The following is a 14903-nucleotide window of genomic DNA, read 5'->3' as shown; positions in this document are numbered from 1 at the left end:
CATGGAGGGTAAGAACATCCTGATCACCGGAGGCACCGGCTCACTGGGTCAAGCGCTCGCTAAGCGGCTGCTCTGCGGTGCCGAGGGCCTTCCCGCGAGCGTGACCGTCTTCTCGCGTGACGAGGCCAAGCAGCACTTCATGCGCCTCGACTTCATGCGGCGTACGACAGCAACTGATGAGATCATTTTTGAGAACTCCAAGCACGCACTCAGGTTCATGATTGGCGATGTGCGTGATGAGGCCAGCTTGCTTCGGGCAGTCAAAGGCGCCGACATCGTCTTTGCCGCAGCCGCCCTCAAGCAGGTGCCTAGCTGCGAGTACTTCCCTTGGGAGGCTTGCCGCACCAACATTGAAGGTGCCGAGAACCTCGTGCGCGTCATCGCGCAGAACGACCTGCCGGTCGAAACAGTGGTCGGGATCTCCACCGACAAGGCGTGCAAGCCCGTCAACGTCATGGGGATGACCAAGGCAATCCAGGAGCGGATCTACATCGAGGGCAACCTCAGGGCCCCGCAGACGCGATTCATCGCAGCGCGCTACGGTAACGTGCTTGCGTCCCGCGGCTCGGTGGTCCCGCTCTTCCTCGAGCAGATTGCCGCTGGCGGACCCGTGACAATCACGACTGCGGAGATGACGCGATTCCTGCTCACGCTCGATGACGCAGTCGATACGATCCTGGCCGCGGTGCGTTCCGCCGAGCCCGGTGAAACCTACATCCCGCGCTGTCCCAGTGCGAAGATGACCGAGCTTGCAGCGTGTCTAATCGGCGACCGCCCGATCGAGACCGGGATTACCGGCATCCGCCCGGGAGAGAAGATCCACGAGTCGCTGCTCTCCGAGGAAGAGGCGACCCGGACGGTCTGGGGAGAAGAAGGCTACTATGCCCTGCGCGCGATGCTGCCGGAGCTGGCGGACCACGTCGATGCGCCAGCGCTCGTCGGCGAGTACAGCAGCGAGGGCTCGCTGATGGACCTGTCCGAGCTGGGCGAGTTCCTCAGGCAGAAGGTCCCTTCGGCGATGGACAACCGCTACCTGGAGGCATGAGACGGATGAAGGTGCTCACTCTTCTGGGAACGCGCCCGGAGATCATCAGGCTTTCGCGCGTCATTGAGGCCCTGGACGCCAACTGCGACCACGTCCTGGTCCACACCGGCCAGAACTACGATGACCGTCTGAGCGGAGTGTTCTTCCGAGAACTCGGCGTGCGCGAGCCTGACGTGTACATGGGGGTGCGCGGCAACGGCTTCGGCGATCAAATCGGGCAGATACTCGCCAAGACCGAGGCGGTGCTCGCGGAGCACAAGCCCGACACCGTGCTGGTGCTCGGCGATACCAACACCGGCCTGGCCGCGATCATCGCCAAACGGATGGGCATCCGGGTGTGCCACATGGAGGCCGGCAACCGCTGCTACGACGATTCGGTGCCCGAGGAGATCAATCGCCGGGTTATCGACCACTCCAGCTCGGTGCTGCTGCCATACACGCATCGCAGTGCCGCCAACCTTGTCCGCGAGGGCGTCGAGCGGCAGCGCATCTACGTCACCGGCAACCCGATCAAAGAGGTACTCGACCATTACGATGGGCGGATCGAGGCTGCGGACCCGTTCACGGAGCACGGAGTCGAGCCCGGCCGATACTTCCTGGTCACGGCCCACAGGGCCGAGACCGTCGACGTACCCGAGCGACTCGCATCGCTCGTGGCTGCGCTCAATGCAGCCGTCGACAAATACGGAATCCCCGCGCTGGCGTCGCTGCACCCCCGAACCGCCGATAAGATGCGCGAGTTCGGGATCGATGCAGGCAACGTGACCTTCATCTCGCCATTGGGCCTCTTCGACTTCGTGCGCCTGGAGAAGGACGCCTTCTGCGTGCTTTCGGACAGCGGCACGGTGCAGGAGGAGTGCTGTATCTTCGGCGTGCCGACCGTGACGCTTCGCGATGTCACCGAGCGCCCGGAGACCATCGAGTGCGGCAGCAACATCTTGGCGGGCGTCGAGGCCAGCCGCATACTGCCAGCGATCGAGCTTTCGCTGCACTCGGGCGGCACCTGGACGCCACCCGCCGAGTACATGGCTGACAACGTCTCGGACATCGTGGCGCGCATCGTTCTGGGCATCGCATGAGCGGGCCGCGAATCCTTGTGGTCGGCGCCAGCGGGATGCTCGGGCATCAGGCGGTGCGCGTGCTGGCCCCCGACTTCGAGGTGGTAGCTGCCTGCCGAGACGCCCGGGACCTTGCGTCGCTGGGACTCGAAGCGGTGCCGGTGGTCGACGGCCTGGAGGCGATGAGGCCCGAATCCGCCTATGACTTGCTCGAGCGGGTCCGCCCGGACTTCGTAATCAATGCGGTCGGCGTGATCAAGCAGCGGGCTGAAGCGAAGGACGCGATCCCGTCGATCACCATCAACAGCCTGTGGCCCCACACGCTTGCAGACGCCTGCGCCCGTGTGGGCGCGCGCCTGGCGCACGTGAGTACCGACTGCGTGTTCTCCGGCTCGCGCGGCGGATACGCCGAGACCGACGTGCCCGACGCCTTCGACCTGTACGGACGATCGAAACTGCTGGGCGAGGTGGGCGACAGCCCCCACGTAGTGACGCTGCGCACTTCGATCATCGGCTGGCAGCTTGGCGAGCCGACAGGGCTTCTCGGCTGGTTCGCGGCGAATCGCCACGAGTCGCTCAAGGGCTACACGCACGCCGTGTTCAGCGGACTTTCGACTCGGGCGCTGGTCGAGGTGGTGCGCGACGTCGTGATGCCGGACCCCACGCTTAGCGGCCTGTGGCAGCTCTCTGCCGAGCCGATCGACAAGCACACGTTGCTCACCAAACTTGCGGGGTATCTGGGGTGGGAGGTCGAGGTCACCTCGGTCGACGAGCCCGTGATCGACCGCTCGCTCGACAGCACGCGATTCCGTGAGCGCACCGGCTGGACGCCCCCGAGCTGGGATGAGATGCTGAGTGAGCTGGCACAGGAGTGGCAGACGGCGGAAGGCTTATACGACGGTTCGTGAAAGGAGCCCGCGGATGAAGGTTGTGATCCTGGCAGGCGGAATGGGGACACGCCTTTCGGAGGAGACGGGCACGCGACCCAAGCCTATGGCCGAGGTCGGTGACAAGCCGATCCTCTGGCATATCATGAAGGGCTACAGCCACTATGGCTTCAACGATTTCATCATATGCGCTGGCTACAAGGGCTACCAAATCAAGGAGTACTTCCACAACTACTGGCTGCACAACTGCGACGTGACCTTCGATCTTTGCACGCACTCTACCGAGGTGCACCAGGACGGCAACGAGCCCTGGCGCGTGACGATCGTCGACACCGGGCAGGACTCAATGACCGGCGGACGCCTGAAGCGCGTCGCCTCATTCATCGGCGATCAGACCTTCATGCTCACCTACGGCGACGGCGTCGCGGACATCGACATCGGGCGACTCATCGACTTCCATCGCTCCTCAGGGCGCCTCGGCACGCTGACTGCGGTGCTGCCATCGGGCCGCTTCGGTGCCCTTGAGCTCGGCTCCAACGACAGCGTCGCGAACTTCCGAGAGAAGCTGCTCGGCGACGGGGATTGGGTCAACGGCGGCTTCTTCGTGCTGGAGCCCGAGGTCCTTGGCAGGCTCGTCGACGATCACACGATATTGGAGCGCGAGCCGCTCGAATCGCTGGCGCGCGATGGACAGTTGGGCGCCTACAAGCACACGGGCTTCTGGCAGCCGATGGACACCCTGCGTGACAAGATGCACCTGGAGGCTTTGTGGGATTCAGGAGAGGCGCCGTGGAAGGTTTGGTAACCTCAGCCTCTGACTCGCCGAGGCTCTTCGGCGATGCATTCCGCGGCAAAAGGGTGCTCGTGACAGGGCACACGGGCTTCAAGGGCTCGTGGCTTTCGCGTTGGCTGCTCGATCTGGGCGCCGAAGTGACCGGCTTTGCGTTGCCGCCGGACACCACGCCGTCGCTCTTTACCGAGCTCGACCTGGCCCGCTCGCTGGACAGCCGCTTCGGCGACGTGCGCGATGCGCAGAAGGTCGCAGCGCTGATCGCTGAGGTCCGGCCCGAGATCGTCTTGCACCTGGCCGCCCAGCCGCTGGTGCGCAGGAGTTACGCCGAGACCCCCTACACCTTCGAGACGAACGTCATGGGCGTGGTCAACCTGCTCGAGGCGGTCCGCGCATCGAGCGATTGCAGGGTCGTGCTCAACGTCACCACCGACAAGGTCTATGCGAATCCGGAGACCGCTGAGCCGTTCGCCGAGGATTCCCCGCTGGGCGGTCATGACCCCTACAGCGCCAGCAAGGCTGCCGCGGAGATTGTGACGGCTTCGTATCGGTCGTCGTTTTTCGGCGGACCGGGTGCGTCAGCGGTGTCGACTGCGCGTGCGGGCAACGTCATCGGCGGCGGGGATTGGGCCGAGGACCGCCTGGTGCCAGATTGCGTGCGAGCCCTTGGAGCCGGTGAGTCGGTCGAGATCCGCAACCCGGCATCGACCCGGCCGTGGCAGCACGTCCTTGAGCCGCTCGGCGGGTACCTGCACCTCGCAGCGATGTCGCTTCGCGAACCGCAGGCCGCGGGCGCATTCAACTTCGGCCCCGATGTCGGGGAGATCCGCACCGTCGGCGAGGTCGTCGAGCACTTCTGCGCGGCGTGGGGCCACGGCGACTGGCATGCGCACGCCCCCGACCGGCAGCCACATGAGGCGACCCACCTCAGACTAGCCATCGGCAAGGCCGACCGCGAGCTCGATTGGCGCCCGCTATGGGGCTTCGAGCAGAGCGTCGAGCGGACCGTGCAGTGGTACCGCGCTTTCGCCGACGGCTCCGCTGCCGAGGATCTCGTCGCAGAGGATATCGCAACCTATGTGTGCACGGCCGCCCAGGCTGGCGCTTCGTGGATCGATCAACGTTGAGAAAGGTGCACCTGTGAGCAGCGGTTCCGGCAACCCCGAGGAGATACGCAGCGAGATCCTCGCCCTGACTCGAAAGTATCACGAGGCCCGCTTTGCGCAAGCGCCGGAGTTCATCCCCGGCAAGTCGCGCATCAGCTATGCCGGTCGGGTCTTCGACGAGCGCGAGATCGTCAACCTGGTCGACTCATCGCTCGATTTCTGGCTCACCTACGGCCGGTATTCCGAGGAGTTCGAGCGCAGGCTCGGACAGTACCTGGGCATCAAGCACACGCTCTTCGTGAACTCGGGTTCGAGCGCCAACCTGCTGGCGGTGGCCGCACTCACCAGTGAGAGGCTCGGCGAACGCCGCCTTACCCCCGGCGACGAGGTCATCACCGTGGCCGCCGGATTCCCCACGACGGTCGCCCCGATCGTGCAGCTTGGCGCGGTCCCGGTCTTCGTCGATGTGGAGCTCGGGACATGCAACATCGACGTGGAGCAGATGGAGCAGGCCTTATCGCCCAAGACCAAGGCGGTCATACTCGCGCATACGCTGGGCAACCCGTTCGACATCGGCGCCGTCCGCGGATTCTGCGACGCGCATGGGCTGTGGCTCATCGAGGACAACTGCGACTCGCTGGGAAGCGAGTACCACGGCCGCAAGACCGGGACCTTCGGCGACATCGGGACATCGAGCTTCTACCCGCCACATCATATGACCACCGGCGAAGGCGGGGCAGTCTACACCGATAACGACGAACTCGCCGCCATCATGCTCTCGATGCGCGATTGGGGGCGCGATTGCGTCTGCCCCTCGGGCCGGGACAACGTGTGTGGCAGACGTTTCTCGCAGCAGTTCGGCCTACTGCCGCCCGGCTACGACCACAAGTACGTCTACACCGAGTTCGGTTTCAACCTCAAGGCCACCGAAGGTCAGGCGGCCGTCGGCGTTGCGCAACTCGACAAGCTGCCGGGATTCGTCGAAAGTCGCCGACGCAACCATGCGCTCCTCGCCGAGGCGCTGAAGTCCCTTGCGGACATCATCCTGCTACCAAAGACCGCCGAAGGGGCCGACGCGAGCTGGTTCGGGTTCCTGATGACCGTCGAGCCCGAGGCGCCCGTCACGCGCGACGAGCTCGTTGCCGCCGCCGAGGCCGCCGGTGTCCAGACCCGCATGCTCTTCGCGGGCAACATGGTGCGCCAGCCGGTCTTCGACCGCATGCGCGAGCGTGCCGTCGGCTACAGGGTCGTTGGCGAGCTGCTCAACACCGACCGCATCATGCGCGACGCCTTCTGGATCGGCGTGTACCCCGGGATGACCGACGAGATGCTCGCACATATGGCTGATACCCTGCTCAAAGCATGCGGTAGGCGACCGTGAAGGCAAGCGATTACATCGCGCAGTTCCTCGCTGAGAGCGGCGTGACGACCGTCTACGAGATGACGGGCGGGATGATCACCTTCCTGCTCGATTCACTGGCAGCCCGAGGCGACATCCGCCTCATCAGCATGCATCACGAACAGGCCGCAGCATTCGCCGCCGAAGCAAGTGCCCGCATGACCGGTGTCCCGGGGGTCGCGATGGCCACCAGCGGTCCGGGCGCGACCAACCTGCTTACCGGCATCGGCAGTTGCTACTACGACTCCGTGCCAGCCGTCTTCATCACCGGTCAGGTGAACACCCACGAGCTGCGCGGGGATTCAGGCGTGCGCCAGGCCGGATTCCAGGAGACCGACATCGTGGCGATGGCCGCGCCGATCACGAAGATGGCGGTCCAGGTCGCTTCGGCAGATGACATCGTGCGCATCCTGCCCCTGGCGTTCCGGACCGCGCTCGAAGGCCGCCCAGGCCCCGTCCTCATCGACATCCCGATGGACATCCAGCGCCTCCCGCTCGCCGAGAGCGCGCCGCGCATCGAGGTGTCGCGCCCTGCAGCCCCCGCTGGAGTCGCCGCCGCACTTGAGGCCCTGTGCGCTGCCGAGAGGCCGCTGATCCTCGCGGGCGGGGGTGTCCGCGTTGCGGGAGCGGCCGCCGCACTGCGCCGCTTCGCCGAGAAGACCGGCATCCCCGTGGCGAGCACGCTCATGGGACTCGATGTGCTTGAGCACTCGCACCCCCTGCGCGTTGGGATGATCGGGACTTACGGGAACCGCTGGGCGAACCTCGCGCTGGGCGGGTGCGACTGCCTACTCGCGCTGGGCGCTCGCTTCGACGTACGTCAGACAGGCGCCGATGTCGAGGCTTTCCGGCGTGACAAGCGCATCATCCAGGTGGATATCGACGCATGCCAGCTCAGGTGGCGCCTCGAACCCGACATCGCGATCCAGGCGGACGTAGGTGCCTTCCTCGGCGAGGCGCTGCGGCTTGCAGACGGGCTTGCGGGCACCGACATCTCGGCATGGCGCGTGCAGATCGAAGCGGGGCGCAACAGGTGGCCCGACACCTCCGAGCTCGCCGACGCGAGCGGGATCAACCCGGCGAACTTCCTCCGGCACCTGTCAGGGGTTGGCGGGGAGGCTTCGGCGTTCATCGCCGACGTGGGCCAGAACCAGATGTGGGCGGCCCAGTCGGTGCGTCTGCGGGAGGGGCAGCGCTTCCTGACCTCGGGCGGCATGGGCGCGATGGGCTTCGCGCTGCCTGCGGCCATCGGCGCGGCGATCGCCAGCCCGGGAGCACCCGTTTTCGTGATCTCGGGCGACGGCGGCATGCAGATCAACATTCAGGAGCTCGAGACTATCGTCAGGCTGGGCCTTCCCGTGAAGGTCGCCGTGATGAACAACGGTTGCCTGGGCATGGTGCGCCAGATGCAGGACGAACTTTTCGAATCGCGCTATCAGTCGACCGTGCTCGGGTATGGCGCGCCGGATTTCGTAGCGGTGGCCCGCGCCTTCGGCATGGATGCCGACAGGGTCGCTGACTCTGCCGACGTGTCTTCAGCCGCCGCCTGGCTGGCCGATGACCCCAAGCAGCCTCGCCTCCTTGAAGTCTCCCTGGATACCAAGACGTGCGTGAGACCCAAGGTCACCTTCGGCAATCCCGTCTTCGTGATGGACGAGCCGCCGGGGGAGGGGGAACCTGCGTGAGTGTCGTAAAGAAGTTCATACTGTTCGTAAGGCCGGTGGTCGTTGGGCGCTTGCCCGCTTTGGCCAGGGTTTATCGATACATGAGGGATAACTACTGGGCGAAAGCCCGTGCGAAGGTGCGCAACACGACACTGGCCGTGGCTTGCCAGTACAGGCGAGACAACAGGCCGATGGTCGATGAACCCAGGGACACCCCAATGGGCTTCAAACTGATCGGTGACCCTGCGATGGAGAAGGGGTTGTTCGAGCCGGTCGAGACAGAGATCGTGAGAAGTATCCTCGACAACGTCGAAGTCGTGGTGAACGTCGGTGCCAATATCGGCTACTACTGCTGTCTTGCCCTCCGAAGAGGGAAGCACGTTGTCGCTTTCGAGCCGATGAGCGGCAATCTTCGGCATCTCTACAAGAACATCATGGCCAATGGCTGGACGGACAGGATCGAGATATTCCCGATGGCCCTATCCGACAGAGTGGGGGTCATCGAGATATTCGGCGGACGGACGGGGGCGTCGCTCGTGAAGGGTTGGGCCGACACTCCCGAGAGATACGTCGAAATCGTCCCGACATCGACCCTGGACAACATCTTAGGATCGAGGTTCCAAGGCAGGAAGTGCCTTGTTCTCGTTGACATCGAAGGGGCGGAAAAGCTGGCACTCGAAGGAGCCACTTCATTCTTGTCCGCCGAGCCAAGACCGGTGTGGATGGTCGAGATAGCGATCACGGCCCATCAACCGAAGGGCACAACGATCAATCCGCATCTGCTTCCCACATTCGAGATCTTCTGGGAGCGCGGTTACGAGGCGTGGACTGCCGATGAGTCGATGCGTCTGGTTCTTCCTGCCGAGGTGGAAGCCATAGTTGAGAGCGGCGAGGACACCCTGCTCACACACAACTTCCTCTTCATCGAAGAGGGAAGGAAGATGGAGATCCTACCGGCGTGACAGCGCGCGCTTGATCTTCCCCAGGAGCGGCCTGACTGCCGAGTAAGCCGAACCCACACCGGCCAGCGCCGCAAGCGCCGCTATTCCTTGCCCGTCGATGGCCGCCCAGGAGAACACGCCGTCGCGCTTCGCCGCATCCACCAGCTCTCCGAAGGCTATCCGGGCGTCTGGCAGGACCGCCGTGCGCGCATGCAGCAGGTAGTTGGTTGCGTGTCGGCGCAGCAACCTGAGGTCCTCGGCGGCCAGGGGCGCTCCCAGAGCGTCGCGGTAGTAGCGCATCAGAGCAAGCGCGTGGGCTTCTCGGAAGATGGGGTTGTGACTGTCCTGGCCTTCGTGATGTCGGTAGCGGACCAGCGGCTCTCGGAGCAGGCCGACAGGGCCACTTTGCGCCAGATCGACCAGCAGCACCCGGTCCGCAACGATCTCGAACTCCGCGTGACGTAGCCGGGCGGGCGGACCTTGCGAGCTGTGGAACATCACGGAGCCGAAGTTGAGCGCCACGTTCTCGAGGAGTCTTCGGACTAGCGCAGGCGGTGTCTGGTAGATGTCCAGGGCCCCAATGCCGACGTCCTCGAAGGCCACGGCCGAGCCCGAGACGAAGGGCGCGCACTCTGTGGCGACCCAGCGCATCCCAGGATTCGCGTCGAGTGTCCGCACCTGCTGTTCGAGCATGTATGGGTGCGCCAGATCGTCGTCGTGGAAGATCGTGAAGTACTCTGTAGCCGAGCCGATTGCAAAGGCCTTTTCGATGTTGCGCGTGGATCCGATGTTCTCGGCGTTGCGGATGTACTCGATGCCCGCAGAGCTGAACCGCTCGAGCACCGGCCCATAGTCGGTTTCGCTCGCGTTGTCCAAAATGACCAGCCTAAAGTCCGAAAACGTCTGCGCCATCAGGCTCTCAAGACACTCGCCCAGAAACCCTGGGCGGTTGTACGTTGGGATGACGATCGTCAGGCGGCTCATGTCACCGCACCCTCTCAAGCGAATCCATCACGAGCGTTGCGAACAGTTCGACCTGCGCTTCCTGAGTGAACCTCGAAGCCTCATCGGCCGATAGGAACGCCCGCGCCGCCGCAAGGTAGGTGTCCGCCTCGGTCTCTGTCATCTGCCGAAGGAACGCCTCCAGTTCGCTAAGGCTCTCGAAGCCCCGGTGATCGATGAAAACGCCCGCCGGGATGTACTGCTCGACATCGGGAGCTCCCAGATAGACCGGGATCGTCCCCGCGCACAAGCAGTCGAAGATCTTCTCAGTGATGTAGCCGGGGAACATCGTGTTCTCGTAGCACAGCGAGAACTTGTATTCGCCCAGTGTGGCCAGCTTGCCATCAGCAGGTATCTCGCCGCGCCACGCAGCCGCGATAGCGGACTGAGTGCGCGCATCGGCGTTGTAGGCGGGCTGGTCCCACCCACGCCCGAAAAGCGCGAAGTCACCGCAAGCCCCGAAGTGCCTGATCGCTGCGAGGCGCTCCAGGTAGAAGTCGGCCGCCATCCACGGGTAGCGACGCTGCGCCAGATTGGCCTGGAGTGCGCGATACCACCTGCCGAGCGACACCTTCGGTCTGGAGACCTCGAACACTGGCCGAGGCCAACCCAGGATGGCCTTGTTGCTGTTGATCAGCGTCAGGAGCGAGCGCTCGTTCCAGCGCTTCGGACTCTGGACAGCAAGATCCGGATTGGGCCAGAAGAAGTCGTGGAAGCCATTCGGGTCATCCAGCATCGATCGGACCCCGGGGAAGAACGCCAGGTGGTCGTAGTGGACACCGGTGCGGGGGAGGTTCGCATAGAACCGCCACGCTACCAGAGGTGACTCTCCGCTGACACACAGTGCTCCGCGAAGGCGGCGCTCGAACAACAGCTCGCGCGTGAAGCGAGTGTACTCGTTGGAGAAGACTACGGTGGTCACTCCGGGAGGCGGTTTCGACAGGTACTCATCGGCGGTTATCATGTCGACACTTTGCTCGCCCAGCCGAGCGGCCAGCGCAGGGATCACCTCGGCACCCGGATATTGGCGCATGAGGTCGGCGTCGAAGGCACGGCCCTCCCAGAACTGCGGGAAATCGATGTCGTAGACGCACAGACCTCTACTGGGGGCAGGCATCTGACTCCGATCCGGTTGGCAAATTCGCTCCTGACAGTTGGTGATATAGTGACACGAGCATGAGACCACTTGGAAATGTTAGATGAGCATAGCGAGAAAATCGATACTTGGCATCGGCGGTCAGATCTACATCTTGATCGTGGGCCTGGCATCGACAGTGATCCTGGCTCGTCTGCTCGGCCCAGAAGGCAAAGGAGTGCTCGCCCTTGTGGCGGCGATATCCTCTTTCGGAGTAGGCGCCGCGTCGTTCGGGCTGGGGCCGGCGCTCTCCTACCTCTCGGGCAAGGACAGGTTCAGCCCGCGGGAACTGATTTCCGCAGCAGTCGTCTGGTCGCTGCTGCTCGGAGCTGCGGTGGGTTCTGCAACCTGGGCCTTCAGGGAGCCGCTCCTCGGCTCGGTGCTGGAGGGCATGACCGCCACCGACCTGGCCATCGCACTCATTGCCCTCCCGACGTACTACGTCGGCGCCTTCACAGGAGCGCTGCTCGCCGGAGAAGGCCGCGCGGTCAGGGTGGCTTTCCTGCAGGTAGCGGCTGCTACGGCAAACATAGCAGCGGTGATCATCGCTTCCGTCACGGCTCCAGGTGACACTTCGGTGGTGATCATCGGCGTGAGCCTGGCCAGCGCGTTCAATGCCACCCTTGCGCTTGTGGTGCACCGCGGCGGTCTGACGCTGTCGCCGGGCAAGATCCACGGCGTGACGAGAAGCGCCCTGCCTTACGCCCTGAAGGCATACGTTGGCCAGGCGACCTCGATGTTCTTCCTGCGGGCCGACGTGTTCTTCCTCAACTACTTCGCGGGCCCGTCGGTGGTCGGGATCTACAGCGTCGCTACCAGCATCGCCGAGAAGCTGTGGATGCTCAGCAATCCAGTGGCCACGGCGGTGTTCCGCAACATCACGAGCTCTGAGCGCGATGACTCCCTGCGGATCACAACGCTGACAGCCCGCTCTCTGCTGGTGCTCAACGGCGTTGTCGGCATCGGACTTCTGCTGGTTGCGGTGGTGCTGGTGCCGGTCATCTACGGTGAGCCCTTCGCCGAGGCGACCATCTACCTCGGTCTGCTAATCCCGGGGATCGTGGTGTTCGCCCTGTGCCAGCCCTACGGCCACTTCTTCGCAGGGCAGTTGGGAAGACCCGCAGTCACATCGGCACTTTCCTTTGCGATGATGGTACTCAGCGCCATCCTCTACATCGTCCTCATCCCGAGGATGGGCGCAGTAGGCGCTGCGATCGCATCGTCGATCGCATACAGCTCTGCTCTCCTGGGCTATGCGTTCCTGCTGCCCAGAGCGGCGAAAGTCTCCATCAGGCAGATGCTGGTGCCTACTCGCGCGGACTTCGAACTCTACCGCTCGATTGCTGCTTCGGGCGTCTCGACAATCACGAGGAGGTGGAAGCGTGGCTGAGGCCACCTCGACATCCGCTGGCATGCCAGCGCTAAGCATCTACATCCCGACCTACAACCGCTTGGCGACACTCAGGCTGCAGCTTGACGCCTTGACCGCCCAGCGTGACGCATACCCGGGACCAGTACGCATCCTCGTGAGCGACAACGCCTCTCCGGCCATCACCGACGAGCAACTGAGCGCCCTTGCCCAGGAGTACGGGATCGAGGTCCGGCGCAATCCAGGGAACATCGGGGCCAACGCCAACATCGCGCTCGGCTTCATCTTCGCCGATCCCGAGGGACTTCTCTGGATACTCAGCGACGACGACACCGTCTCACCCGACGCGCTGTCCTACATCGCGGAGCATTGTCAGGGCGTCGACTACGACATCATCACCTTTTACACCAAGATCACCGAGCCGGGCGAGTTCACCCACAGATGGGTGCGAGCCTGGGAGGATTTACACGAGACCGGACTCATCTCCAACGTCATCTACAAAGCGTCGGTGTTCCTGCCCGAGGCCAGGAAAGCATTCCTCTACCACAACACGAGCTTCCCGCATCTTGCGGTCATGCTGGTGACTTTGCGCGAGCGCGGAGAGCTGCGGTACAGACTCCTTCCAAGCTCGAGATTACTCACAGTTGCGACTTCCCATGCCGAGGAACCCGGAGACTACTCACTCTCTTACTCAGGGATGCCGCAGATCATGCCGCTACTTCCTGCTGCTCAGGCGAGAGTGTTCGCACGGCAGTGGATTCACAGCTCCGGTAGGGGGTTCCTCAGGAGTCGGGACTCGTTGCCCGGGGCGTACGTGAGCACCCGCGCCCACATCAAGCGCTTCGGCGGATTGCGCGCAAGGCTCATGCTGGCTGCGCTAAGGATCGAGCATGCGACTTACGGGCCGATGCTGCACCGAGTCCTGGATGCCATCAGGCGACGACTGCCGAAAAGCGCAAAGAACAGTTTGCGCTCACTTTTGGATCGCCGAAGGGGTCGCTAGAACTTGCGGAAGATGCAGTCCACCTGGGCGAGCTTCCACTTTGGATCTGGGCCGCCCTGCTCGATATCGAAGAGCATGGCAGGTGCGAACCCAAGTGAGTGCATAGTCTCGAACAGGCGGAGGTAGTCACCTTCACTGCGCTCGTGTCGGACGAACGAGATCTCGAGAATCACCGTGTCCACCCGCTCGCGGAAGGTCTCGCTACCGCCCAACAGCACCTCGGCCTCGACGCCCTCGACGTCGATCTTCACAAGGTCGATCTTCTCGATCCCTGTTTCGCGCACGAAATCATCCATCCGGACAAGCGATATCCGCTCAGTCGCCGTCGTCTCGATATGCGGATTCGCCGAGCTGTAGGCGTCGCCGATCCCCAGCATGGAGCTGGCTCCGTCTTGCGAGGCCAGATGGAGATCCGCCTCGGCGGTCTTGTCGAAGAAGCCGAGCCTGTGTGGGTGGAATCTGTCTGCGAACCCGGCCGATTCGACATTGGCGCACAAGCGCTCGAACATCGACTCTCCGGGCTCGAACGCGTACACCTGAGCCTTCGGAAACCAGCGCAGGAACGCGAGCGACACGTTACCCACGTTGGCGCCCACATCAAAGATCGTGCGCATGTCTTGATCGAGCGATAGCAGGGCTTTGTAGATCCCGTCTTCGTCACGGTGCCGATACTCCCGAACCGCACGCTTTAGCTCATGGGGGAGGGAATCCTTCAACTTTTGCCTTAGGCTCACTGTGGGCCATCCTTTGTCTGCCGCGGAACCGTCCACCGCCCGCGCCGGCGTGCGACCAGGGATCTATCTGTTCCCGTGATGATATCATTGACCGATGCGCAGGTTCGTACTGATCGTCCCAAGCTACTACCCCAGCGATGAGCGGCCGATCGCTGGCATCTTCGTGCACCAACAGGTGCAGGCACTGAGCGAGCATTGCGATGTAGCGGTGCTGCATGTGACCCCCGCGACGGCTGAAGCACCACCGACGCTTGTTGTCGAAGACGGAATCACCGTTGTCCGTGCAACTACCAAGGCGCACTGCATTCCTCGGCAGGGAGCGATGCGCTTCCTAGCGTACCTAGTCGACCTCTACCTGAACCTCAGGGTTCACCCCAGGCTCGGGCTTCGTGGCTTCGAGCTGTTGCGGCAATCCAGGCAGGCGCCGGACATCCTCCACGTGCACGGTCTGTGGCCGGCTTCGGCGGTGGCCTCGGCGATCCAGCGTCGCCATGGCATCCCGTACGTGGTGACGGAACACTCCTCGGAGTACTTCGCCGACAGCCCGCGCAAGCTCGTCAAGTCCCCGGTGTTCGTGGAGCGCGTGCTTCGCCCGTTGGCGCAGCAAGCCGCAAGGACGATCGCGGTCAGCCGCGTGCTGGCCGACAGGCTCGCCGAGCTAGGGCTGGCGGTCGATCCGATGGTGATCCCTAACGTCGTTCCAGAGTGCCCCCCGCAGCCACGCCCGCATAGACCCATCGCCGGACAGCCGCATCTAATCGTGCACGCCT

14 protein-coding genes are annotated in these 14903 nt (G+C 63.7%); 11 read left to right on the top strand and 3 right to left on the bottom strand.

Annotation, left to right across the window (positions count from 1 at the left end):
* Position 1: 1 nt before the first annotated feature.
* Genes M1617_00945 through M1617_00910 form a run of 8 tightly spaced genes read left to right on the top strand, consistent with a single transcriptional unit; the run spans position 2 to position 8911 of the window.
* Positions 2-1045, top strand: coding sequence for a polysaccharide biosynthesis protein (locus M1617_00945; GenBank protein MCL5886863.1), 1044 nt, complete (start codon positions 2-4; stop codon positions 1043-1045).
* A 5-nt stretch (positions 1046-1050) separates the two neighbouring features.
* The gene (gene wecB, locus M1617_00940; protein ID MCL5886862.1) at positions 1051-2124 is read left to right on the top strand and encodes a UDP-N-acetylglucosamine 2-epimerase (non-hydrolyzing); all 1074 of its coding nucleotides are present in this window, start codon (positions 1051-1053) and stop codon (positions 2122-2124) included.
* Positions 2121-3011, top strand: coding sequence for an SDR family oxidoreductase (locus tag M1617_00935; protein MCL5886861.1), 891 nt, complete (start codon positions 2121-2123; stop codon positions 3009-3011). The genes wecB and M1617_00935 overlap by 4 nt, the downstream gene beginning before the upstream one ends.
* Positions 3012-3024: 13 nt before the next feature.
* Positions 3025-3795 (top strand): glucose-1-phosphate cytidylyltransferase, encoded by a 771-nt coding sequence (gene rfbF / locus M1617_00930; GenBank protein ID MCL5886860.1) that lies wholly within the window; start codon positions 3025-3027, stop codon positions 3793-3795.
* The gene (rfbG, locus tag M1617_00925) at positions 3780-4907 is read left to right on the top strand and encodes a CDP-glucose 4,6-dehydratase (protein MCL5886859.1); all 1128 of its coding nucleotides are present in this window, start codon (positions 3780-3782) and stop codon (positions 4905-4907) included. The genes rfbF and rfbG overlap by 16 nt, the downstream gene beginning before the upstream one ends.
* A 13-nt stretch (positions 4908-4920) precedes the next feature.
* On the top strand, positions 4921-6267 hold the full coding sequence (rfbH, locus tag M1617_00920) for a lipopolysaccharide biosynthesis protein RfbH (GenBank protein ID MCL5886858.1): 1347 nt from the start codon (positions 4921-4923) through the stop codon (positions 6265-6267).
* Positions 6264-7970, top strand: a complete 1707-nt coding sequence (locus M1617_00915) for a thiamine pyrophosphate-binding protein (protein MCL5886857.1) — start codon at positions 6264-6266, stop codon at positions 7968-7970. The genes rfbH and M1617_00915 overlap by 4 nt, the downstream gene beginning before the upstream one ends.
* Entirely contained in the window at positions 7967-8911 is a 945-nt protein-coding gene (locus M1617_00910; GenBank protein MCL5886856.1) for an FkbM family methyltransferase, read from the top strand. Before M1617_00915 ends, M1617_00910 begins: the two co-directional genes overlap by 4 nt.
* On the opposite strand, the gene M1617_00905 is transcribed toward M1617_00910, so the two are convergent.
* Together M1617_00905 and M1617_00900 are read right to left on the bottom strand one after the other, a co-directional pair.
* On the bottom strand, positions 8900-9874 hold the full coding sequence (locus M1617_00905; protein MCL5886855.1) for a glycosyltransferase family 2 protein: 975 nt from the start codon (positions 9872-9874) through the stop codon (positions 8900-8902). The two genes, M1617_00910 and M1617_00905, sit on opposite strands and share 12 nt — an antisense overlap.
* 1 nt (position 9875) lies before the next feature.
* Complete coding sequence (locus tag M1617_00900) at positions 9876-11009, bottom strand: glycosyltransferase family 10 (protein ID MCL5886854.1); 1134 nt, start codon at positions 11007-11009, stop codon at positions 9876-9878.
* Positions 11010-11091: 82 nt separating this feature from the next.
* On the opposite strand from M1617_00900, the gene M1617_00895 reads away from it, so the two are divergent.
* On the top strand, positions 11092-12417 hold the full coding sequence (locus M1617_00895; protein MCL5886853.1) for an oligosaccharide flippase family protein: 1326 nt from the start codon (positions 11092-11094) through the stop codon (positions 12415-12417).
* Positions 12410-13399, top strand: a complete 990-nt coding sequence (locus tag M1617_00890) for a glycosyltransferase (GenBank protein ID MCL5886852.1) — start codon at positions 12410-12412, stop codon at positions 13397-13399. The genes M1617_00895 and M1617_00890 overlap by 8 nt, the downstream gene beginning before the upstream one ends.
* Here M1617_00890 and M1617_00885 read toward each other — a convergent pair.
* Positions 13396-14133, bottom strand: coding sequence for an FkbM family methyltransferase (locus M1617_00885; GenBank protein MCL5886851.1), 738 nt, complete (start codon positions 14131-14133; stop codon positions 13396-13398). The genes M1617_00890 and M1617_00885 overlap by 4 nt on opposite strands.
* A 94-nt stretch (positions 14134-14227) precedes the next feature.
* On the opposite strand from M1617_00885, the gene M1617_00880 reads away from it, so the two are divergent.
* On the top strand, positions 14228-14903 hold a 676-nt coding region (locus M1617_00880), incomplete at its 3' end, for a glycosyltransferase (protein MCL5886850.1).

Source organism: Actinomycetota bacterium (genome assembly GCA_023488435.1).
Lineage (GTDB): Bacteria > Actinomycetota > Coriobacteriia > Anaerosomatales > UBA912 > UBA912.
The sequence above is the reverse complement of the archived record's forward strand: the minus strand, read 5'-3'. Positions and strand labels throughout refer to the sequence as shown.

Bases quoted from the DNA above. Each gene is read 5' to 3' on its own strand.
- M1617_00895 (MCL5886853.1), top strand. From the start codon at position 11,092: ATGAGCATAGCGAGAAAATCGATACTTGGCATCGGCGGTCAGATCTAC.
- M1617_00905 (MCL5886855.1), bottom strand. From the start codon at position 9,874: ATGAGCCGCCTGACGATCGTCATCCCAACGTACAACCGCCCAGGGTTT.
- M1617_00935 (MCL5886861.1), top strand. From the start codon at position 2,121: ATGAGCGGGCCGCGAATCCTTGTGGTCGGCGCCAGCGGGATGCTCGGG.
- rfbF (MCL5886860.1), top strand. From the start codon at position 3,025: ATGAAGGTTGTGATCCTGGCAGGCGGAATGGGGACACGCCTTTCGGAG.
- M1617_00945 (MCL5886863.1), top strand. From the start codon at position 2: ATGGAGGGTAAGAACATCCTGATCACCGGAGGCACCGGCTCACTGGGT.
- M1617_00900 (MCL5886854.1), bottom strand. From the start codon at position 11,009: ATGCCTGCCCCCAGTAGAGGTCTGTGCGTCTACGACATCGATTTCCCG.
- wecB (MCL5886862.1), top strand. From the start codon at position 1,051: ATGAAGGTGCTCACTCTTCTGGGAACGCGCCCGGAGATCATCAGGCTT.